This window comes from Micromonospora sp. NPDC051924 (assembly GCF_055586005.1).
In genome coordinates this window covers 14,523-35,048 of record NZ_JBVJJA010000060.1, presented here as the reverse complement: position 1 = coordinate 35,048, position 20,526 = coordinate 14,523, and the positions used below count along the sequence as shown (strand labels likewise).

Below are 20,526 nucleotides of genomic sequence, written 5' to 3'. Positions count from 1 at the left end.
CCCCCCCCCCCCCCCCCCCCCCCCCCCCCCCCCCCCCCCCCCCCCCCCCCCCCCCCCCCCCCCCCCCCCCCCCCCCCCCCCCCCCCCCCCCGACGCTCGTCAGGACAGGCCGTTGGCCTCGCGGATCACCGTCACCAGCTCGTCGATGATGCCGGTGAGCGCGAAGTCCTTCGGGGTGAAGACCCGGGCCACCCCGGCGGCCCGGAGCGCCTCCGCGTCGACGCTCGGGATGATCCCGCCGACCACCACCGGCAGGTCGGCCCGCCCGGCGGCGCGCAGCCCGTCCAGCACCGCCGGCACCGCAGCCAGATGCGAGCCGGAGAGCACCGAGAGGCCGACGAGGTCGACGTCCTCCTCGACGGCGGCGGCCACGATCTGCGCGGCGGTCAGCCGGATGCCCTGGTAGACCACTTCGAAGCCGGCGTCGCGGGCGCGTACCGCGATCTGCTCGGCGCCGTTGGAGTGCCCGTCCAGGCCGGGCTTGCCGACCAGCAGTCGCAGCCGCCCGCTGCCCAGCTCCCGCGCGGTGGCGGCGACCCGCTCCCGGACCGTCGCGAGACCCGCGTCGCCACCGGCCCCGGCCGCGCCGGCGAGGCCCGTCGGGGCCCGGTACTCGCCGAAGACCTGGCGCAACGCGCCGGCCCACTCGCCGGTGGTGACCCCGGCCCGCACGCAGGCCAGCGTCGCGGGCATCAGGTTCGCCGTGGTCGCGGCGTCCGCGCGGAGCCGGGCCAGGGCCGCGTCCGCGGCCGCCGCGTCCCGACCGGCCCGCCACTCGCGTACGGCGTCGGCGGCGGCCGTCTCGACCGCCGGGTCGACCTGCTCGATCGCCTCGGCACCGGCCGCGGTCAGCGGCGACGGCTCGGTCTCGGTGAACCTGTTGACGCCGACCACCACGTCGGTGCCGGCCTCCATCCGCCGGCGGCGGTCGGCGAGCGAGGCGACCAGGGCGCTCTTCAGGTAGCCGGTCTCCACGGCGGCCACCACGCCGCCCATCTCCAGCACCTTCTCCAGCTCGACCCGGGCCCCGGCGACGATGTCGTCGACCAGCGCGGTCATCACGTGCGACCCCTCGAAGAGGTCCGGGTACTCCAGCAGGTCCGACTCGTACGCCAGCACCTGCTGCATGCGCAGCGACCACTGCTGGTCCCACGGGCGGGGCAGGCCGAGCGCCTCGTTCCAGGCGGGCAGCTGCACCGCGCGGGCCCGGGCGTCCCGGGACAGGGTGACGCCGAGCATCTCCAGCACGATGCGCTGGATGTTGTTCTCCGGCTGGGCCTCCGTGAGGCCGAGCGAGTTGACCTGGACGCCGTATCGGAAGCGGCGCTGCTTCGGGTTCTGCACGCCGTACCGGTCGCGGGTGATCTCGTCCCAGAGCGCGCCGAACGCGCGCATCTTGGCGATTTCCTCGACGAAGCGCACCCCGGCGTTGACGAAGAAGGAGATCCGCTGGACCACGTCGCCCATCCGCTCGGCGGGCACCTGGCCGGAGTCGCGGACCGTGTCGAGCACCGCGACCGCGGTGGCGAGCGCGAACCCGACCTCCTGCACCGGCGTCGCGCCGGCCTCCTGCAGGTGGTACGAGCAGATGTTGACCGGGTTCCACTTCGGCATCTCACGCAGCGTGTACGCGATGACGTCCGCGGTCAGCCGCAGCGACGCGGCCGGCGGGAAGATGTACGTCCCCCGGGACAGGTACTCCTTGATGATGTCGTTCTGGGTGGTGCCGGCGCAGCGGGCCAGCTCGGCGCCCTGCTCGGCGGCGACCGTGCCGTAGAGGCCGAGCAGCCACATGGCCGGTGCGTTGATGGTCATCGAGGTGTTCATCTCGGCCAGCGGGATGCCCTCGAAGAGGGCCCGCATGTCGCCGAGGTGTGCCACCGGCACGCCCACCCGGCCCACCTCGCCGGTGGCCAGCTCGTGGTCCGGGTCGTATCCGGTCTGGGTGGGCAGGTCGAAGGCGACGGAGAGCCCGGTCTGTCCCTTCGCCAGGTTGCGGCGAAAGAGCGCGTTGGTGGCCGCGGCGGAGGAGTGCCCGGCGTAGGTGCGCATCACCCAGGGCCGGTCGCGCTCCGGCAGCCGCCCCGAGGGAGCCTTCTCATCCATGCCCTTCTCACCCATGGCCGGAGTCTAAGTTACCGTTCAGTAAAACGGGCTGTGGAAAACCACACAGGTCCATGGAGCGGACCGACGGGCACGAGCGGCGCGACATGGGCGACACCACCACACCCCGGCCCGCCGCGCGGTGCGCCGCGGACGCACACTGGACGTCATGGATGACGAGCTCGCGATCTCCGTACGGGGGCTGCGCAAGGCGTACGGGGACAACGTCGCGGTGGCGGGCGTGGACCTGGACGTGCACCGGGGCGAGGTGTTCGCGCTGCTCGGCCCGAACGGCGCCGGCAAGACCACCACGGTGGAGATCCTCGAGGGCTACCGGCAGCGCGACGCTGGCGAGGTACGCGTACTCGGCGCCGACCCGGCCCACGCCGACCCCGGCTGGCGCGCCCGGGTCGGCATCGTGCTCCAGGGCACCGGCGAGTTCGACGAGCTGACCGTCGCCGAGGTGGTCCGGCACTTCTCCGGCTTCTACCCCGAGGCCGACGACCCCGACAAGGTGATCGAGCGGGTCGGGCTGGGCGCCAAGGCCAAGGCCCGTACGCACACCCTCTCCGGCGGGCAGAAGCGCCGGCTGGACGTGGCACTGGGCATCATCGGCCGCCCGGAGCTGCTCTTCCTGGACGAGCCGACCACCGGCTTCGACCCGGAAGCCCGGCGGGAGTTCTGGGAGCTGATCCGCGACCTGGCCGCCGCCGGCACCACCATCGTGCTGACCACGCACTACCTGGACGAGGCCGAGGCCCTCGCGGACCGGGTGGGCGTGATCGCCGCCGGCCGGGTGGTCGAGGTGGCCCCGCCGAACCGGCTCGGCAACCGGCAGGAGGGTCTCACGACGGTCTCCTGGCGTACCCCGGACGGCACGCCGGAGACGGCGCAGACCGCGACGCCGACGGCGCTGGTGGCCGAGCTGGCCGCGCGCTTCGGCGGCGAGGTCCCCGGCCTCACCGTGACCCGGCCGACCCTGGAAGACGTCTACCTGCGGATGATCGGACACTGATGACCACCACGACGAAGCCGGCAGCCCCGGTCGCCGCCGCACCGGCCCGGCGGCTCGGGTCGGGCGCCCTGGCCCTGCGCCAGGGCCGGTTGGAGATCACCCAGTTCCTGCGCAGCCGGGAGTCCGTCGTCTTCACGATGGGCTTCCCGATCATCATGATCCTGATCTTCGCCGCCATCTTCAACGACGAGATCGCCCCGGGCGTCAGCTACACGCAGTACTTCATCACCGGCATGATCGCGACCGGTCTGATGACGGTGAGCTTCCAGAACCTCGGCATCTGGATCCCGATCGAGCGGGACCGGGGCGTGCTCAAGCGCTACCGGGGCACCCCGATGCCGAAGTGGGTCTGGTTCGCCGGCAAGGTGATCATGGTGGTCGCCATCGGGGTCGCCGAGACCGCGCTGCTGCTCGCCGTCTCGGTGGCGCTGTTCGACCTGAAGCTGCCGGACACCGCCGTCAAGTGGGCGACCTTCGGCTGGGTCGCGGTCCTCGGCGTCACCGCCTGCACCCTGTGCGGCATCGCCATCTCCTCGCTGGCCCGGACCGCGCGCAGCGGCTCCGCCGTGGTCACCCCGGTGGCGCTGATCCTCCAGTTCATCTCCGGGGTGTTCTTCGTCTTCACCAGCCTGCCGGCCTGGATGCAGCAGGTCGCCGCGCTGTTCCCGCTCAAGTGGATGTGCCAGGGGCTGCGCTCGGTCTTCCTGCCCGACAGCTTCGGCGGGCAGGAGCCGGGCGGCTCGTTCGAGCTGGGCAAGGTCGCCCTGGTGCTCGCCGCATGGTGCGTGATCGGCCTGGTCCTCTGCCTGACCACCTTCCGCTGGACCACCAAACGCGACGGCTGACGCCCGGCGGTCGCCGGGCCGGCGCCCGGGGCCGCCGCGGGTGGCACACTCGCCGGCATGGCACACATCCTGACCCGGCGGATGCTGCTGGCCGCGGCCGCCGGGGTGGCCGGCGTCGGGCTGGTCGGCGGGCTCGCCGCGCGCCAGCTCACCCGCGCCGAGCCGGACCCGGCCGGGCCCGACGTGCCGGCCGGCGACGAGCGGCTGATCCGGATCGCCTCCGGCGCCCGGGGCCGCGAGGTGGACTTCTGGACCGCCGTCCCGGAGGGTTACGGCGATGGCCGCGGGCTGCCGGTCTGCCTGGTGCTGCACGGCACGTCGGCCACGCCCCGGGACCTCGGCCGGCTCGGGTTGGGCCGCTTCCTCACCGCCGCGGTCCGCCGCGGCACGCCGCCCTTCGTGCTCGCCGCGGCCACCGGCAACCGGCTCTGGCGCCCGGCCGGCGGCGACGACCCGCGGCGGATGCTGCGCGAGGAGGTGCCCACCTGGTGCGCCCGGCACGGCTTCGACAGCAGCCGGCTAGCCGGCTGGGGCTGGTCGACCGGGGGCGCCGGGGCGCTGCTGCTCGCCGAGGCGTACCCGGGATGGCTGCGCGCGGTGGCCGCCCTCTCCCCCGCCGTACGCCCCGGCGACGAGGTCTTCGCCGGCGTGCGCAAGCTGCGCGGCACCCGGGTCGGGCTCTGGTGCGGCCGGCAGGACAACTTCCTCAAAGACGTCCGCGCGCTGGCCCGGGCGCTGCCCGAACCCCCGGTACGCGCCGAGTGGACCGACGGCCGGCACAACTTCGGCTACTGGAACACCGTCATCCCGGACGCGTTCGCCCTGCTGGGTGCCGCCCTCACCCCGCCCCGGGCAAGCTGATCCCCGACGCCGTCGGCACCGGAGTGATCCGGGAGCTGTGGGGGCTGTCGAGCCAGCCGCAGGCGCGCGCCCGCGGCTGACGGACGGTCGGGCCCTGCGCGGGGACACGCGCAGGGCCCGGGACCGTCAGTACGAGTAGAAGCCCTGGCCGGTCTTGCGGCCCAGGTCGCCGGCGGTGGCCATGCGCTGGAGCAGCTCCGGCGGGAAGAACTTCTCGTCGGCGGTGTCGGTGTAGATGTTCTTCGTGGCGTTGAGCAGCACGTCCACGCCGGTCAGGTCGACCGTGGCCAGCGGGCCCATGGCGTGGCCGAAGCCCAGCTTGCAGGCGGTGTCCAGATCCTCGGCCGAGATCACCCCGGACTCGACCAGCTTGACCGCCTCCATGGCCAGCGCACAGATCAGCCGGGTGGTGACGAAGCCGGCGATGTCCCGGTTGACCACCACCACGGTCTTGCCGATCTCCTCGGCGAACGCCTTCGCGGTCGCCAGGGTGGCGTCGCTCGTCTTGTAGCCCCGGATCAGCTCGCAGAGCTTCATCATCGGGACCGGCGAGAAGAAGTGGGTGCCGACGACCGACTCCGGGCGCTCGGTCGCCGTGGCGATCTGGGTGACCGGGATGGCCGAGGTGTTGGTGGCCAGCACGGCGTCGGCCTTGCAGATCTTGTCCAGCGCGCGGAAGACCTCGTGCTTGAGCTCGATCTTCTCGAAGACCGCCTCGACCACGATGTCCGCGTCGGCCGCCGCCTCCAGCTCGGTGGTCGGGGTGATCCGGGCGAGGGTCGCCTCGACCTCGGACGCCTCGATCCTGCCCTTCTCGGCGAACTTCTCCAGCGACTTCCGGATGCCGTCGACGCCCCGCTTGGTGGCCGCGTCGTCCAGGTCCCGCAGCGTCACCTGCCAGCCCGCCTGCGCCGCCACCTGGGCGATGCCCGAGCCCATCAGCCCGGCACCGACGACCGCGAGTCGACCCGCCATCTGCTTCTCCCTCGCCTGATTGAGTGTCTGCCAGCACCCTAGTCGGCGAGCCTGAACGACGACTAAGCCCTCTCCCAGGTCAGATCTCCAGGGCCGGTTCCTCCGGTGCCGTGCCGCGTTCCACCGCGACCCCGAGCGCCTGGAGGTCGGCGACGAAGTCCGGGTAGCCGCGGTCGACGTGGTGCACGTGCGAGACCTCGGTGACCCCGTCCGCGCACAGCCCGGCGATGATCAGGCCAGCCCCGGCCCGGATGTCGGTGGCCCGGACCGGGGCGCCGGAGAGCCGGTCGCGGCCGCAGACCAGGGCGTGGTGGCCGTCGGTCCGGATGTCCGCGCCGAGCCGCATCATCTCGTTGGCGAACATGAACCGGCCGTCGAAGATGTTCTCGGTGATCAGGGAGGCCCCGTCGCTGACCGCGGCCAGGCCGATAGCCATCGGCAGCAGGTCGGTGGCGAAGCCCGGGAACGGCAGGGTGACCACGTCCACGGCGGTGGGGCGGTCGTCCATCCGTACCCGGAAGGCCCCGGCCCGGGTCTCGACCAGGCCGCCTGCCGAGACCAGCTTGTCCAGCGCGACCTCCAGGTACGCCGGCTCGATGCCGGTCACGGTGACGTCCCCGCGGGTCATCGCGGCGGCGAACGCCCAGGTCCCGGCGACGATCCGGTCCCCCACCGTGGCGTGCCGGACCGGGCGCAGTTCGGGCACCCCGACGATGTGCAGGGCGGAGGTGCCCTCGCCCTCGATCCGGGCACCCATCCGGATCAGCATCGAGCAGATGTCGACGATCTCCGGCTCCCGGGCCGCGTTGTCGATCGTCGTGGTGCCCCGGGCCAGCACCGCCGCCATGACCAGGTTCTCGGTCGCGCCGACGCTCGGGAAGTCCAGCACGATGTCCGCGCCGTGCAGCCCGTCCGGGGCCTCGGCGATGACGAAGCCGTGCTCACCGGAGATCTCCGCGCCCATCCGGGCCAGCCCGGCGATGTGCATGTCCAGGCCACGCGAGCCGATGGCGTCCCCGCCGGGGTGGGCCACCCGCACGTACCCCCGGCGAGCCAGCAGCGGGCCGAGCACGCAGATCGACGCGCGGAGCCGGCGGACCAGGTCGTAGTCGGCCTCCGCGCCGGGCTGCTCCGGCACGTCGATGACGACCGACCGGGATCGTTCGACCCCACCGCGGGCCACCATCGGGTCGACCGGGTCGTCGGCGGCGAACCGTACGCCGCAGCCGAGCCGGCGGAGCACCTCCCCCATGATCGCGATGTCGGTGATCCGCGGGACGTTGGTGATCACGCTGCCGCCGGGTGCCAGCAGCGCGGCGGCCATCAGTTTGAGGGCGGAGTTCTTCGCCCCGACCACGTGCACGGTGCCAGCCAACCGGGCCTCGCCGGGCACCCGGATGACGTCGACGTCGTTGACCGCCGGGTCGCCGGCGTCACCCGGGCCGACCCCGGCCGGCCAGCCGGTCTGGCCCGGACGCGCCGGGATGGTCAGGTCCGGTATCCGTAGGCTGTGCGTCATGGCCGTCCACCTCACGCGCATCTACACCAAGGCCGGCGACGCCGGCATGACCAGGCTGAGCAACAACGAGCAGGTGCCGAAGACCGATCCACGGATCGCCGCGTACGCGGACGTGGACGAGTGCAACGCCGCGATCGGCGTGGCGCTCGCCCTGGGGCAGCTCTCCGACGAGCTGCGGGCGGTGCTGGAGTCGATCCAGAACGACATGTTCGACGTCGGCGCAGACCTGGCGACCCCGGTGGAGCCGGACCCGAAGTACCCGCCGCTGCGGGTCACCGAGGAGTACGTCGAGCGCCTCGAGGGCTGGTGCGACGAGTACAACGCGCGCCTGAGCAAGCTCGACTCCTTCATCCTCCCCGGCGGCACCGCTGGTGCGGCACTGCTGCACGTGGCACGGACGACCGCTCGGCGCGCCGAGCGTGCGGCGTGGGCCCTGGTCGCGCACGACCCGGACCGGACCAGCCCTCTCCCGGCCAAGTATCTCAACCGGCTCTCCGATCTGCTCTTTATCCTGTCAAGAACGGCAAATCCGGACGGAGATGTGCTATGGGTGCCGGGCGGGAAGCGCTGACCGCCGGCGCGCTGCACCACGTCGAGGTCTGGGTGCCCGATCTCGCCGCCGCCACGCGTAGCTGGGGCTGGCTTCTCGGCGAGTTGGGTTGGACGCCGTACCAGGACTGGCCCGCCGGCCGCTCCTGGCGGCTCGGCCCCACCTACCTGGTCATGGAGGAGTCCCCGGCGCTCAGCGGACGGGTGCACGACCGGCTCGCCCCGGGCCTCAACCACCTGGCCTTCCACGCCGGCCCGCCGGCCGCCGTGGACCGGCTGGTCGAGGCCGCGCCGGAACACGGGTGGGAACTGCTCTTCCCGGACCGCCACCCGCACGCCGGCGGCCCCCGGACGTACGCCGCCTATCTCACTGACGGGCAGGGCTACGAGGTCGAACTGGTCGCCACTCTCGACTGAACGGGGGCGTACGCGTGGATCGGGCGCGACGCTCCGGAGACGCCGCTGGCCGGCGCCCCTGTCGGGGTGCCGGCCAGCGTTGCGGGTGTGGGTCAGCTGTTCCAGTGCTGGGCGACCAGGTCGGCGGCCTGCTGCTCCCACTGGGCGTAGGCGTCCGGGTAGGCCGACACCTGCACGGTCTGCGCGGCCTGGGTCAGCGGCATGTCCTGCCAGCCGTCGACCTGCTTGAGGCCCTTCTCGAACGCGAGGGTGGCGTACTCGGGGTTGGTGATCTGCTCCGGCGTACCCCAACCACTGGAGGGGCGCTGCTGGAACAGGCCCAGCGAGTCGTGGTCATTCTGGTCGCCGAGGTGGCCCAGGTTCTCCAGCTTCGACTCCTGCAGCGACGTGGCGATCGAGATGACCGCGGCCCGCTCCGGCAGACCCGCCTTCTTCGTCGCGGCGATGATCGCCTTCACGTTCGCCACCTGCTCGCCGTTCAGGGTGATCTTCGACTGGGTGCCCTGCACACCATGCGGGATCAGCTTGCCGGTGTCCGGCTTGTCCGCCTGCACGGCGACCGCGACCGGCTTGCCCTCCACGGGACGGGCCTCGGCGTGGGCGGCGATCGGACCGGCGAACACACCACCGGTGAAGGCCAGACCAGCAACACCAAGAACGCTCTTACGAATGATCGTGTTCATGGGAAAGCTCCATTCGGGGGTTGGCACACCACACGCCGACGGGGGGGTCGGCGGGCGCGCAAGCACCGTCAGGCGCTCAAACAAGGGGGAAAGTCTTGCGGAGGGATCCGACGCTCGCGGGGCTTGGCCGCTTCGCGGCGCCGGGACCATGTGTAACGACCGGCGGCCCACCACCATTCCCGGGGGCCCGTCACCCCGTCGGGCGGGGCGGTCTTCCTCGGCCGTTCACCCGTGTTCAACGACCCCGGCCCGGCCACCATTCCGACCCCCGGATGCCCCCGGTCACACCCCCAAACCGGACACCACACCCCACCGGCGACCAGGCCGCTCACCCACCCGGCCCGTCAGTGGAACCCACCGCACCCAGCCAGCCCATAACCGGACAAACCGCACGCGCTATCCAGTAGTCCCAGGGCCAGGACTTCGCCGCCTTGGGCCGGCCGGCCTTGATCCACTCGTGCTGCGGCAAGAGGCGGTAACCCGACATTGCCGAGATGGCGTCTTCGGCGCCCCCGGACACCCCGCTTCGGGGACCTGGCGTGGCCGGCACGGTCAGGCGGCTGGCCAGTCCTGGGAGGCCAGACGTGGCGAGGCCGCCCCGGGCGGGGCGGCCTCGAGCCAGGAGAGGAAGCCGGTCACCGTGGATCGCGCCATGGCGATCTCGACCGGAGCATGGTGGCTGGTACAGCGGAGGATCACCCAGTCGGCCGGCATGGAGAGCCGTTCCTGCCCCTCGGGCAGCCGCCGGCGCTCCACGGCGAGCCCTTTGCGGGAGAGCACCCGCTTGGGGCGCAGGGCGAAGCTGAACATGCGGTACCAGCGGAGCTCGTCGCCGACGAAACGGCCGAAGCCGGGAGACCAGCCTCGGCCGTCGAGAATCGTGGAGACCCGGACACTGAGCCGGATGATGCCTCCGCTGCGGGTGAACACGGCCCGCCGGAGGAAGAGGATCAGGAGCGCGGCGAGCACGACCGCGACGCCGATTCCGATCCCTTCCACGATCTCCATCGGCGGGTCGGCTCAGCGCGCCGGAGTGGCGGGGGTGGCGCTCTCGGCGAGGACGGTGACGCCCTCACCGGTCACCGACAGGAAGCCGCCGGCGACGTCGTACGCGAGCTGCTGGCCGCCGGCCTGCTTGATGCGTACCTGGCTGGGCTCCGCGAGCTGGCCGAGCAGCGGCGCGTGCCCCGGCAGCACACCCAGCTCACCCTCGGTCGTCCGGGCGACGACCATCTCGGCCTCGCCCGACCAGACCTTCTCCTCGACGGCTACGAGCTCGACGTGAAGCTGCTGTGCCACGCTGTCTCCTTGCTGCGGCGGCGGATTGCCGAAAGTCTAGTCGCGGCCCTCGGTACGCCCCAACGCGGGTGGCGAGAGCTGCGCCACGGTCACGCCAGCGGGCCCCGGCGCGTGCCGGGGCCCGCTGGCGGTCAGACTAACTGTTCTTCTGCTTGAAGTCCGGGTGCTCCAGCATGAAGGCGTCGACCTGCTCGTTCCGGATCGCCGCGAAGAAGTCCTCCGCCGCCGGCTGGAGCTTCTCCCCCTTGTACGCCCCGTTGACGGTGACGGGCCCGCCCGGCAGCTTGATCGTCTCGATCGAGCTGGACCGGATGCCCTTCAGGGCGAGCGCGAAGTCGACCACGCTGTGCCCCCGGCCGTTGAAGATCAGCGAGTGTCCGGCCGCGCGGAGCACCCGGTCGAGCTTGATCGGGTTGGTCACCACGTCGGCGCTGAACGCCTGGTTCACCATCGCCTTGACGAACTGCTGCTGGTGCCGCTGCCGGCCGTAGTCGGCGTCCGGCACGCCGTTCTTCGGGTAGCGCTGCCGGACGTAGTCCAGCGCCTGCCAGCCGTTGAGGTGGGCGTTGCCCTTCTTGTACTCGGCCTGCGGGCCGAGGTAGCCGCCGCCGCCCGGCCTGAGCTGGCGCATGGTGCCATCGGGCTGGCGGTGCTCCGACTTCACGTCGCGCTCGATGTACATGTCGACGCCGCCCATCGCGTCGACGATGTTCTTGAAGCCGGTGAAGTTGATGATCGCGCCCGCGTCGAAGCGCTCGATCCCGGTGACCTGCTGGACGGTCTTGGCGAGCAGTTCGAAGCCGCGTGCGGCATCCGGGTTCTGCCCGGGCACCCGGCTGCCGTAGGACATGGCGGCGTTGAGCCTGTCGGTGCCGCCCCGGTAGTTGGCCTTGGGGAATTCGGGGATGTCCACCCGCAGGTCCCGCGGGAGCGAGAAGAGGTAGCCCCGGTCCATGCCCGCCGGCACGTGCAGGATCATGATCGAGTCCGCCAGCGGCGGGGTCTCCGGCTTGCGGGGGTCGATGCCGACCAGCAGGATGTTCAGCGGGCCCTTGATGTCGCTCTTCTTCTCGTTGGCGCCGGCCGCCTGGTCGCCGAAGAGGTCGGCCTTGCCGACGGCGCCCTCGTAGCGGCCCACCAGGGTGTGGTAGCCGACCAGCACGCTGCCGCTGAGCACCATCAGGACGACCCCGAAGATGGTGCACACCCGGGCCCACCGGGGGACACCCCGCCAGATGGACACCTTACGGCGGTCCGTGCCGGCCTTACCCACGAGCAGCTCCAATCGTCACGCCCACGACTGGTAGACGGGCGCGCGGTTCGGTTTGGTTGCGGGAAACGCACATCCAAGAGGTGAACGTCGCGTCACGAAACGGTACCGCGCGGTGGCCAGAACCGCTTGCCGGGAAAACGAACATCTGGTAACAGGGAGCCCCGAACAGGCAGAGGCCGCCCCGACATTCGTCGGGACGGCCTCAGTGGATGTGACGAGAGCCTCAGCTCTCCATCAGCTCCTTGGCCTTCTTCTCGAGGTCCTCGAGACCGCCGCACATGAAGAACGCCTGCTCGGGGAAGTGGTCGTACTCGCCCTCGCTGATCTTCTTGAACGCCTCGATGGTCTCCTTGATCGGGACCGTCGAGCCCGGCACGCCGGTGAACTGCTCGGCGGCGTAGGTGTTCTGCGACAGGAAGCGCTCGATCCGGCGGGCCCGGCCCACGGTGATCTTGTCTTCCTCGGAGAGCTCCTCGATGCCGAGGATGGCGATGATGTCCTGCAGGTCCTTGTAGCGCTGCAGGATCCGCTTCACCTCGGTGGCCACCTGGAAGTGCTCCTGGCCGACGAAGTCCGCGGCGAGGATCCGGGACGAGGACGCCAGCGGGTCCACGGCCGGGTAGATGCCCTTGTCGGAGATCGACCGCTCCAGGTTGGTGGTCGCGTCCAGGTGGGCGAACGTGGTGGCCGGCGCCGGGTCGGTGTAGTCGTCGGCGGGCACGTAGATCGCCTGCATGGAGGTGATGGCCTGGCCCCGGACGGAGGTGATCCGCTCCTGGAGCTCGCCCATCTCGTCGGCCAGGGTCGGCTGGTAACCCACGGCGCTCGGCATCCGGCCGAGCAGCGTGGAGACCTCGGAACCGGCCTGGGTGAAGCGGAAGATGTTGTCGATGAAGAGCAGCACCTCCTGCTTCTTCACGTCGCGGAAGTACTCCGCCATGGTCAGCGCGGAGAGGGCGACCCGCAGCCGGGTGCCCGGCGGCTCGTCCATCTGGCCGTAGACCAGCGCGGTCTTGTCGATGACGCCGGACTCGGTCATCTCGGCGATGAGGTCGTTGCCCTCACGGGTGCGCTCACCCACGCCGGCGAAGACCGAGGTACCACCGAAGTTCCGGGCCACCCGGGTGATCATCTCCTGGATGAGCACCGTCTTGCCCACGCCCGCGCCGCCGAACAGGCCGATCTTGCCGCCCTTGACGTACGGGGCGAGCAGGTCGATGACCTTGATGCCGGTCTCCAGCATCTCGGTCTTCGGCTCCAGGTCCGCGAAGGCCGGGGCCTTGCGGTGGATCTGCCAGTGGTCGTCCGGTTCGAGCGTCTCGCCCTCGGTGAGGTTGAGGACCTCGCCGATCGCGTTGAACACGTGGCCCTTGACCGCGTCGCCCACCGGCACGGTGATCGGCGAGCCGGTGTCGCGCACCTCGGTGCCGCGGACCAGACCGTCGGTCGGCTGCATGGAGATGGCGCGGACCACGTTGTCACCCAGGTGCTGGGCGACCTCGAGGGTCAGCGTCTTCTCGCCGCCGGAGAGCGTCACGTTCACGTGCAGGGCGTTGAACAGGTCCGGCATGGCGTCGCGCGGGAACTCGGCGTCGACGACCGGGCCGATGACCCGGACCACGCGACCCGTGGCCGTCTTGGTCTCTACTGGGGCAGTCATCACACTTCACTTCCCGCCGCGGCCAGCGCGTTCGCGCCGCCGACGATCTCACTGATCTCCTGGGTGATCCCGGCCTGGCGGGCCGAGTTCATCTCACGCGTGTACTTGTCGATCATCTCTTCGGCGTTGTCGGTGGCGCTCTTCATCGCCCGCCGCCGAGCCGCCGACTCGCTGGCCGCCGACTCCAACAACGCCGCGTAGATCCGCGTGTTGATGTACTTCGGCAGCAGCGCGTCGAGCAGCGCCTCCGCCTCCGGCTCGAACTCGTACGCCGGGAGCAGACCCTCGGACCGCGGCCGGTCCTCGACCTGCATCGGCCCGATGATCTTCGCGACCGGGTTCTGGGTCATCAGGGACTTGAACTCGGTGTAGACGATGTGCAGCTCGTCGATGCCGACGATCCCGTCCGCCCCGGCCTGCCCGTCCACGTCGTCCGCGCCGGCGGTGAACGCCTTGATCAGCGTCTCACCCACCTCGCGGGCGTCGGAGAAGGCCGGCTGCTCGGAGAAGCCGGTCCAGCTCCCCGCGATGTCCCGGTTGCGGAACCGGTAGAACGTCACGCCCTTGCGGCCGATGACGTAGAGCACCGGCTCCTTGCCGTCCGCCTTCAGCCGGGCGATCAGCGACTCCGCGGCCTTGATCGCGTTGGAGCTGTAGCCGCCGGCCAGGCCGCGGTCGCTGGTGACCAGCAGGACGCCCGCCCGCCGCACCCGCTCCCGCGGGGTGAGCAGCGGGTGGTCGATCCGCGCGTTCGAGGCCAGCGCCGTGAGCACCCCGGTGATGGCCTGGGCGTACGGCAGCGACGCCGCCACCCGGGCCTGGGCCTTGGCGATGCGGCTCGTCGCGACGAGCTCCATCGCCTTGGTGATCTTCTTCATCGACTTCGCCGAGCGGATCCGTTGACGAAGAACGCGAACCTGCGCGGCCATCGTCAGCTCTCAGCCGGGCGGTCGGTCGAGCCCTCACGGAAGCGGGTCACCGTCTCGCGGTTCTCCTCGCCCTCCAGCGGCTTGGCCGGCGCCTCGTTGATCCGGACCTCGTCCTCCTTGCCCAGGAAGACCTGCTTGAACTCCGTGATGGCCGAGTCGAGCGAGCCGATGATGTCGTCGTCCCACTTGTTGTCGGCGATCGCGGCCAGGACACCCTCGTGCTTGTGCCGGAGGTACTGCAGGAACTCCGACTCGAAGCGCTTGATCTCGCCGACCGGGACGTCGTCCAGCTTGCCCTCGGTGCCGGCCCAGACCGAGACGACCTGCTCCTGCACCGGGTACGGCGAGTAGTTCGGCTGCTTGAGCAGCTCGACCAGGCGGGAACCACGGTCGAGCTGGGCCCGGGAGGCCTTGTCCAGGTCGGAGGCGAAGGCGGCGAACGCCTCCAGCTCGCGGAACTGGGCCAGGTTCAGCCGCAGCGAACCGGCGACCTTCTTCATCGGCTTCACCTGCGCGGCGCCTCCGACGCGGGAGACCGAGGTGCCGACGTTGATGGCCGGCCGGACGCCCTGGTTGAACAGGTCGGTCTCCAGGAAGATCTGGCCGTCGGTGATGGAGATGACGTTGGTCGGGATGAACGCCGAGATGTCGTTCGCCTTGGTCTCGATGATCGGCAGACCGGTCATCGAGCCGCCGCCCAGCTCGTCGGAGAGCTTGGCGCAGCGCTCCAGCAGCCGGGAGTGCAGGTAGAAGACGTCACCCGGGTAGGCCTCGCGGCCCGGCGGGCGGCGCAGCAGCAGCGACACGGCCCGGTACGCCTCGGCCTGCTTGCTCAGGTCGTCGAAGACGATCAGGACGTGCTTGCCGCCGTACATCCAGTGCTGGCCGATGGACGAGCCGGTGTACGGGGCGAGGTACTTGAAGCCGGCCGGGTCCGAGGCCGGGGAGGCGACGATGGTGGTGTACTCCATCGCGCCGGCCTCCTCCAGCGTCCCCTTGATCGAGGCGATGGTGGAGGCCTTCTGGCCGATGGCGACGTAGATGCAGCGGACCTGCTTCGTCGGGTCGCCGGAGCGCCAGTTGTCCCGCTGGTTGAGGATGGTGTCCAGGGCGACCGTGGTCTTGCCGGTCTTCCGGTCACCGATGATCAGCTGACGCTGGCCGCGCCCGATCGGGGTCATCGCGTCGACGGCCTTGATGCCGGTCTGCATCGGCTCGAAGACCGACTGCCGGGCCATCACGTTCGGAGCCTGCAGCTCCAGCTCGCGGTAGCCCTCGTTGGCGATGTCGCCGAGGCCGTCGATCGGCTGGCCGAGCGCGTTGACCACGCGGCCCAGGAAGGCGTCGCCGACCGGGACGGAGAGCACCCGCTCGGTCCGCTTGACCCGCTGCCCCTCTTCGATCCCGCCGTAGTCACCGAGGACGACGACACCGATCTCCCGGACGTCGAGGTTCAGCGCCACGCCGAGCGTGCCGTCCTCGAACTCCAGGAGCTCGTTGGTCATGGTCGAGGGCAGACCCTCGACGTGGGCGATGCCGTCGCCGGCGTCGGCGACGGTGCCGACCTCCTCACGGGAGACGTCGGCCGTGTAGGAGGAGACGTAGCGCTCCAGGGCGCCGCGGATCTCCTCCGTCGAGATGGTCAGCTCGGCCATCCTCTGCTTCCTTAAGTATCAGGGGCCCGGGGATACCTAGTACCGACCGGTCCGATGGCGTCGAATCAGGGCTGCTAAGACGCTGGTCAGCGCTTCGCGAGCGCGTTGCGGGTCTCGTTGAGGCGGCGCAGGACGGTGCCGTCGTACAGGTCGGAGCCGACCCGCACGCTCACCCCACCGAGCACCTCGGGGTTCACCGTCTGCTTGACGGAAACCTCTCGACCGTACATCTCGGAGAGGCGGGCACCGAGGCGTCGCTCCTCCTCGTCACTCAGCGGGGCCGCCACGGTCACGTACGCGACCTGACGGTCCCGCCGGTCGGCGGCCAGCTCGACCAGCCGGGTGAGCGCCCCGATGAAGGAGCGTCCCCCGAATCCGGCCAGCGCGGCCTCGACGAGGCGGACGGTGACCGGCCGGGCCTTGCCGGAGAGCAGCTGGTCGGCCAGGGTGGCCCGCCGCTCGGCCGGGGCCATCGGGTCGGACAGGGCGTTGGACAGCTCCGAGGAGCCGGAGACGACCTGCCCGAAGCGGAACAGCTCGTCCTCGACCTCGCCCAGCTCACCGGCCTTGTCGGCGCTCGCGAGGAGCGCCTCGACGCCCAGCCGCTCGGCACCGTCGAGCAGTTCCGACGCGGCCGACCAGCGGCCGGAGGCCAGCGCGGTCAGCAGGTCGAGCGCGTCCGCGCCGACCTTGCCGGCGAGGATCGCGTTCAGCAGTCCGGCGCGGTCCTCACCCGAACGGGCCGGGTCCGACAGCGCCCGGCGCAGCCGCGGCTCACGCCGCAGCAGGGCGGCGACGGAGAGGATGTCGCCGGCGGTGGAGGCCACCGCCGACGGCTCCGCGCCGCGGGCGTACGCGTCGAGGCGCTCGGCCGCGACCTTGTACGACTCCCGGCTGGCGGCCTGCATCAGCGGGCCCCCGTGCTCTCGAGACCGCTCAGGAACCGGTCCACGGTGCCCTTGCGACGCGCCTCGTCGGCGAGCGACTCACCGACGATCTTGCTGGCCAGGTCCACCGCGATGGTGCCGACCTCGGTACGCAGCTCGCGCACGATGGTGGCCCGCTCGGCGGCGAGCTGGTCCTTGCCGGCCGCGATGATCCGGTCGGACTCCTCGCGCGCCTTGGCGAGGATGTCCTGCCGGATGCCCTCGGCGTCGGCCCGGGCGTCGTCGCGGATCTTGGCGGCGTCGGTACGCGCCTCCGCGAGCTGGGCCCGGTACTGCTCGAGCAGCTGGTTCGCCTCGGCCTGGGCGGCCTCGGCGCGCTTGATGCCGCCCTCGATCGCGTCGACCCGGGCCTGGAACGTCTGCTCCATGCGCGGGAAGACGAACTTCATCAGCACGATGCAGAGCAGGATGAAGGCGATCCCACCGACCACGATCTCCTGCCAGGCCGGAATGATCGGGTTGTGGGTCGTCTCACCACCCTCAGCGGCGAGGAAGTACATGGAAAACCTCCCGGTCTAAGGGCGGGATCAGGAGAGGGTGCCCTGCCAGATGAAGCCGAACGCGATGCCCAGCAGCGCCAGGGCCTCGATGACGGCGAAGCCGATCCAGACGTACGGCAGGGTCATGCGGGACGACTCCGGCTGGCGGGCGGTCGACTGGATGTAGGCCGAGAAGACCAGACCGACGCCGATACCCGGGCCGATGGCCGCGAGGCCGTAGCCGATGGCGGCGGTGCTGCCGGAAACCGCGGCGAGAACGTCCATTGGTTGGTTCCTCCTGGTTATCACGCGTGACGGTCACGCGGGACGACAACTGTTGGTGCGAAAGAGTGGATCAGTGCTCGTCGGCGAGGGCGCCCTGCACGTAGCTGGCGGTCAGCACCGTGAAGACGTAGGCCTGCAGGACGATCACCAGGAACTCGAGGAAGGTCAGCGCGATCGTCATCACCCAGGACAGCACCGAGACCGGCGCCAGCCAGGCGTTGGCGCTGATCATGGCGAAGCCACCGAGCGTGAAGACCAGCAGGAGCATGTGGCCGGCGAACATGTTCGCGAAGAGACGGACGGCCAGCGAGAACGGCCGGACCAGGAAGGTCGAGAAGAACTCGATCGGGATCAGCAGCGGCAGGATGTACCAGGGCGCCGGCGGGATCAGGGAGTTCTTGAAGTACTTCACGAAGCCGTGGTGCCGGATGCCGATCCAGTTGAACATCACGTAGCTGATCACGGCGAGGAACGCCGGAAAGGCGATGTGCGAGTTCGGCGAGATCTGGAAGAACGGGATGATCGCGAACGCGTTCGTCAGCAGGATGAAGCAGAAGAGCGTGGTGAAGTACGGCGCGAACCGCACGCCCGCGTGCCCGATCATGTCGACCGCGATGTTGTTCCGCACGAAGCCGTAGATCGACTCGGCGAACCACTGCTTCTTCGTCGGCACCAGCTTCGGGTTCCGGTAGCTGGCCAGGAAGAAGATGATCAGGACGCCGACGGCAATCCAGACCATGGCCGTGATCTTGGTGAACCAGAAGTTGTCGTGCGCACCCCAGGGCAGGATGCTGGGCAGGTAGAAGTCCTCCACACTGGGTGGGAATTCCGCCTGGCCCGCTGCCAGGACGTTCGCCTGTCCGAACACCGCGTCCCTTCCTAAGTAGGCGTGCCCAGTCGGCGGACGACCAGGATGATCCCCCCGGCCATGCCGAGCACGACCCCGATCCCGGTGGCGATGCCCCCGGTGTCGAGCCACTGGTCGACCAGCCAGCCGATGAAACCCCAGACGAGCATGCCCCCGATGAGGTACGAGAGCGCGGTCCAACCCTGACCGGCACCGGACGGAGTGTCGCCCGGGCCGCCAGCGCTGGGGGGTTTCTGGTCACCGGCCATGACGGGGCGAACGATATCAGTCGAGGAGACGAGGCTGTGCCTCACCCCCCGCACAACCTGGTTGTGTGGGACACGGGCGGGCGAAGTCGTCTGGAGGCACGCTACTCCTCCGTCGCCACTGAGAGAATGACCGATCGCGGACAGACCGGCGCGCCGTCCGAAGGATGGGATCAGTCAGTTGTGGACGCGCCGCGCGTGCACCGTGGCCAGCCACCAGATGTGCACCCCGGTCCAGATCAGCACACCCGCCGCGATGCCGAGGCAGAACGGGATCAGTCCCGGCCAACCACTCGCCGCCACCAGCACCATCACCCCGCCGAGCAGGGTCATCTTGGCGAGATAGAGGCCGAGCCCGAAGGGGAGCACGAGCTGCGGGTCCCGGGCGTCGGCCCAGGCCAGCACGACCGTGGTGAGCGTGTAGCTCGCCGCGGTGACGGCCACGCCGGCCGCCGCGCCGAGCGCGCCGTCCGCCCCCCGGAGCGTCCCGCCGACCACCGCCGCCACGGCGGCCAGCACGACCGACGCGACGAGCAGCACCGGCAGGTGCCGCAGCCGCCAGCCACGGTCCGCGGCCGCCTCCGCCGCGCGCGTCCCGGGGTCAGCCACGGGGGTACGCCGGGAAGGCGGTGACCAGCTCGGTCACGTCGGCGGCGATCCGGGTCGACTCGTCCGCGCCCCCGGTTGACTCCGGATCCGTCCGGACGGCCCGGGCGATCAGCGCGGCGATCCGACGCATCTCCCCCTCGCGCATGCCCTGGGTGGTGACGCTCGGGGTGCCCACCCGGACGCCGGAGGCGACCATCGGCTTCTGCGGGTCGTACGGGATCGCGTTCTTGTTCAGGGTGATGCCCGCGGCGTCGCAGCGCGCCTCGGCGTCCGCGCCGGTCACCCCCACCTCGCGCAGGTCGATCAGGGCCAGGTGGGTGTCGGTGCCGCCGGAGACCGGCCGCATCCCCTCCGCGGCCAGCCCGTCGGCGAGCGCCTGGGCGTTGCTGACCACCTGGGAGGCGTACGCCCGGAACTCGGGCTGGGCGGCCTCGCGCAGGGCGACCGCCTTGGCCGCGACGGCGTGCATCAGCGGACCGCCCTGCGTGAACGGGAAGACCGCCTTGTCGATCCGGGCGGCCAGCGACTCGCGGCAGAGGATCATGCCGCCGCGCGGGCCGCGCAGCACCTTGTGGGTGGTGGCGCAGACGACGTCGGCGTACGGCACCGGGGACGGGATGGCCCGCCCGGCGACCAGCCCGATGAAGTGGGCGGCGTCCACCATCAGGTACGCCTCGACCTCGTCGGCGATCTCCCGGAACCGGGCGAAGTCGATCAGCCGGGGGTACGCCGTCGCACCACAGATGATCATCTTCGGCCGGTGTGCCCGGGCCAGGTCACGCACCTCGTCGTAGTCGATCAGCTCGGTGTCCCGGCGGACGGTGTAGCCGACGGTGTGGAACCACTTGCCGGAGAAGTTCACCCGGCTGCCGTGGGTCAGGTGGCCACCGTGCGGCAGGTCCATCGCCAGCACGGTGTCGCCCGGCTGCACCAGGGCGGCGTACGCGGCCAGGTTGGCGCTGGCGCCGGAGTGCGGCTGGAGGTTGGCGTGCTCGGCCCCGAACAGCTCCTTCGCCCGGGCGATGCCGATCTCCTCGGCCCGGTCCACCTCGGCGCAGCCACCGTAGTAGCGCCGGCCCGGATAGCCCTCGGCGTACTTGTTGGTGAGCGTGGAGCCGAGGGCGGCGAGCACCGCCGGGGAGGTGAGGTTCTCGCTGGCAATCAGCTGCAGGCCGCCGCGCAGCCGGTCCAGCTCTCCCAGCACCACCCCGGCGATCTCCGGGTCGACGGTGCTGAGCTGCTGGAAGTCCGGCCCCCAGAAGGTGTCCCTCGCGTTCTCCACAGCGAAGGAGTCTACGGAGCCGCAGACT

Annotated in this window: 22 protein-coding genes; 5 read left to right on the top strand and 17 right to left on the bottom strand. The window is 70.9% G+C overall.

Annotated features, from left to right (window positions below; all coding sequences use genetic code 11):
* Positions 1 to 99: 99 nt before the first annotated feature.
* Positions 100 to 2,106 carry a protein meaA gene (locus ACZ6S5_RS31135; protein WP_466005800.1) on the bottom strand — a complete coding sequence of 669 codons (2,007 nt, stop codon included), beginning with the start codon at positions 2,104 to 2,106 and terminating at the stop codon, positions 100 to 102.
* A 166-nt stretch (positions 2,107 to 2,272) separates the two neighbouring features.
* On the opposite strand from ACZ6S5_RS31135, the gene ACZ6S5_RS31130 reads away from it, so the two are divergent.
* Genes ACZ6S5_RS31130 through ACZ6S5_RS31120 form a run of 3 tightly spaced genes read left to right on the top strand, consistent with a single transcriptional unit; the run spans position 2,273 to position 4,824 of the window.
* Positions 2,273 to 3,118: an ABC transporter ATP-binding protein gene (locus tag ACZ6S5_RS31130; RefSeq protein WP_466005797.1), complete on the top strand. Its 846-nt coding sequence runs from the start codon at positions 2,273 to 2,275 to the stop codon at positions 3,116 to 3,118.
* On the top strand, positions 3,118 to 3,963 hold the full coding sequence (locus tag ACZ6S5_RS31125; RefSeq protein ID WP_466005796.1) for an ABC transporter permease: 846 nt from the start codon (positions 3,118 to 3,120) through the stop codon (positions 3,961 to 3,963). Before ACZ6S5_RS31130 ends, ACZ6S5_RS31125 begins: the two co-directional genes overlap by 1 nt.
* 57 nt (positions 3,964 to 4,020) lie before the next feature.
* Positions 4,021 to 4,824, top strand: coding sequence for an alpha/beta hydrolase (locus tag ACZ6S5_RS31120; RefSeq protein ID WP_466005795.1), 804 nt, complete (start codon positions 4,021 to 4,023; stop codon positions 4,822 to 4,824).
* A 126-nt stretch (positions 4,825 to 4,950) separates the two neighbouring features.
* On the opposite strand, the gene ACZ6S5_RS31115 is transcribed toward ACZ6S5_RS31120, so the two are convergent.
* Both ACZ6S5_RS31115 and murA read right to left on the bottom strand, forming a co-directional pair.
* Positions 4,951 to 5,799 carry a 3-hydroxyacyl-CoA dehydrogenase family protein gene (locus ACZ6S5_RS31115; protein ID WP_466005794.1) on the bottom strand — a complete coding sequence of 283 codons (849 nt, stop codon included), beginning with the start codon at positions 5,797 to 5,799 and terminating at the stop codon, positions 4,951 to 4,953.
* Between the two features lie 79 nt (positions 5,800 to 5,878).
* Positions 5,879 to 7,318, bottom strand: a complete 1,440-nt coding sequence (gene murA / locus ACZ6S5_RS31110) for a UDP-N-acetylglucosamine 1-carboxyvinyltransferase (protein WP_466005793.1) — start codon at positions 7,316 to 7,318, stop codon at positions 5,879 to 5,881.
* On the opposite strand from murA, the gene ACZ6S5_RS31105 reads away from it, so the two are divergent.
* On the top strand, positions 7,317 to 7,889 hold the full coding sequence (locus ACZ6S5_RS31105) for a cob(I)yrinic acid a,c-diamide adenosyltransferase (RefSeq protein WP_466005792.1): 573 nt from the start codon (positions 7,317 to 7,319) through the stop codon (positions 7,887 to 7,889). The genes murA and ACZ6S5_RS31105 overlap by 2 nt on opposite strands.
* On the top strand, positions 7,865 to 8,284 hold the full coding sequence (locus tag ACZ6S5_RS31100) for a VOC family protein (protein ID WP_466005791.1): 420 nt from the start codon (positions 7,865 to 7,867) through the stop codon (positions 8,282 to 8,284). Before ACZ6S5_RS31105 ends, ACZ6S5_RS31100 begins: the two co-directional genes overlap by 25 nt.
* 92 nt (positions 8,285 to 8,376) lie before the next feature.
* Here the strand turns inward: ACZ6S5_RS31100 and ACZ6S5_RS31095 are convergent, their stop codons facing one another.
* The 14 genes from ACZ6S5_RS31095 to ACZ6S5_RS31030 form a co-directional block, all read right to left on the bottom strand.
* The gene (locus ACZ6S5_RS31095; protein ID WP_466005790.1) at positions 8,377 to 8,967 is read right to left on the bottom strand and encodes a hypothetical protein; all 591 of its coding nucleotides are present in this window, start codon (positions 8,965 to 8,967) and stop codon (positions 8,377 to 8,379) included.
* Positions 8,968 to 9,519: 552 nt separating this feature from the next.
* Positions 9,520 to 9,975, bottom strand: coding sequence for a DUF2550 domain-containing protein (locus ACZ6S5_RS31090; RefSeq protein ID WP_466005789.1), 456 nt, complete (start codon positions 9,973 to 9,975; stop codon positions 9,520 to 9,522).
* 12 nt (positions 9,976 to 9,987) lie between these two features.
* A complete protein-coding gene (locus ACZ6S5_RS31085; protein WP_091347289.1) occupies positions 9,988 to 10,266 on the bottom strand; it encodes a F0F1 ATP synthase subunit epsilon in 279 nt (92 codons plus the stop codon).
* Between the two features lie 136 nt (positions 10,267 to 10,402).
* Entirely contained in the window at positions 10,403 to 11,545 is a 1,143-nt protein-coding gene (locus tag ACZ6S5_RS31080; protein ID WP_466005799.1) for an LCP family protein, read from the bottom strand.
* Positions 11,546 to 11,762: 217 nt separating this feature from the next.
* Entirely contained in the window at positions 11,763 to 13,199 is a 1,437-nt protein-coding gene (gene atpD, locus ACZ6S5_RS31075) for a F0F1 ATP synthase subunit beta (protein WP_302772115.1), read from the bottom strand.
* A complete protein-coding gene (locus ACZ6S5_RS31070) occupies positions 13,199 to 14,128 on the bottom strand; it encodes a F0F1 ATP synthase subunit gamma (RefSeq protein WP_302772114.1) in 930 nt (309 codons plus the stop codon). The genes atpD and ACZ6S5_RS31070 overlap by 1 nt, the downstream gene beginning before the upstream one ends.
* 2 nt (positions 14,129 to 14,130) lie before the next feature.
* Positions 14,131 to 15,783 carry a F0F1 ATP synthase subunit alpha gene (gene atpA / locus ACZ6S5_RS31065; protein ID WP_466005788.1) on the bottom strand — a complete coding sequence of 551 codons (1,653 nt, stop codon included), beginning with the start codon at positions 15,781 to 15,783 and terminating at the stop codon, positions 14,131 to 14,133.
* Positions 15,784 to 15,869: 86 nt separating this feature from the next.
* Entirely contained in the window at positions 15,870 to 16,691 is an 822-nt protein-coding gene (locus ACZ6S5_RS31060; protein WP_466005787.1) for a F0F1 ATP synthase subunit delta, read from the bottom strand.
* Positions 16,691 to 17,230, bottom strand: a complete 540-nt coding sequence (locus ACZ6S5_RS31055) for a F0F1 ATP synthase subunit B (protein WP_466005786.1) — start codon at positions 17,228 to 17,230, stop codon at positions 16,691 to 16,693. Before ACZ6S5_RS31055 ends, ACZ6S5_RS31060 begins: the two co-directional genes overlap by 1 nt.
* Before the next feature lie 27 nt (positions 17,231 to 17,257).
* Positions 17,258 to 17,494 carry an ATP synthase F0 subunit C gene (locus tag ACZ6S5_RS31050; protein WP_073834637.1) on the bottom strand — a complete coding sequence of 79 codons (237 nt, stop codon included), beginning with the start codon at positions 17,492 to 17,494 and terminating at the stop codon, positions 17,258 to 17,260.
* A gap of 70 nt (positions 17,495 to 17,564) precedes the next feature.
* Positions 17,565 to 18,362, bottom strand: coding sequence for a F0F1 ATP synthase subunit A (gene atpB / locus ACZ6S5_RS31045; RefSeq protein ID WP_466005785.1), 798 nt, complete (start codon positions 18,360 to 18,362; stop codon positions 17,565 to 17,567).
* Positions 18,363 to 18,373: 11 nt separating this feature from the next.
* Complete coding sequence (locus ACZ6S5_RS31040) at positions 18,374 to 18,610, bottom strand: AtpZ/AtpI family protein (RefSeq protein ID WP_254335187.1); 237 nt, start codon at positions 18,608 to 18,610, stop codon at positions 18,374 to 18,376.
* A gap of 174 nt (positions 18,611 to 18,784) precedes the next feature.
* Entirely contained in the window at positions 18,785 to 19,216 is a 432-nt protein-coding gene (locus tag ACZ6S5_RS31035) for a hypothetical protein (RefSeq protein WP_466005784.1), read from the bottom strand.
* Complete coding sequence (locus ACZ6S5_RS31030) at positions 19,209 to 20,498, bottom strand: serine hydroxymethyltransferase (RefSeq protein WP_466005783.1); 1,290 nt, start codon at positions 20,496 to 20,498, stop codon at positions 19,209 to 19,211. Before ACZ6S5_RS31030 ends, ACZ6S5_RS31035 begins: the two co-directional genes overlap by 8 nt.
* Positions 20,499 to 20,526 lie beyond the last annotated feature (28 nt).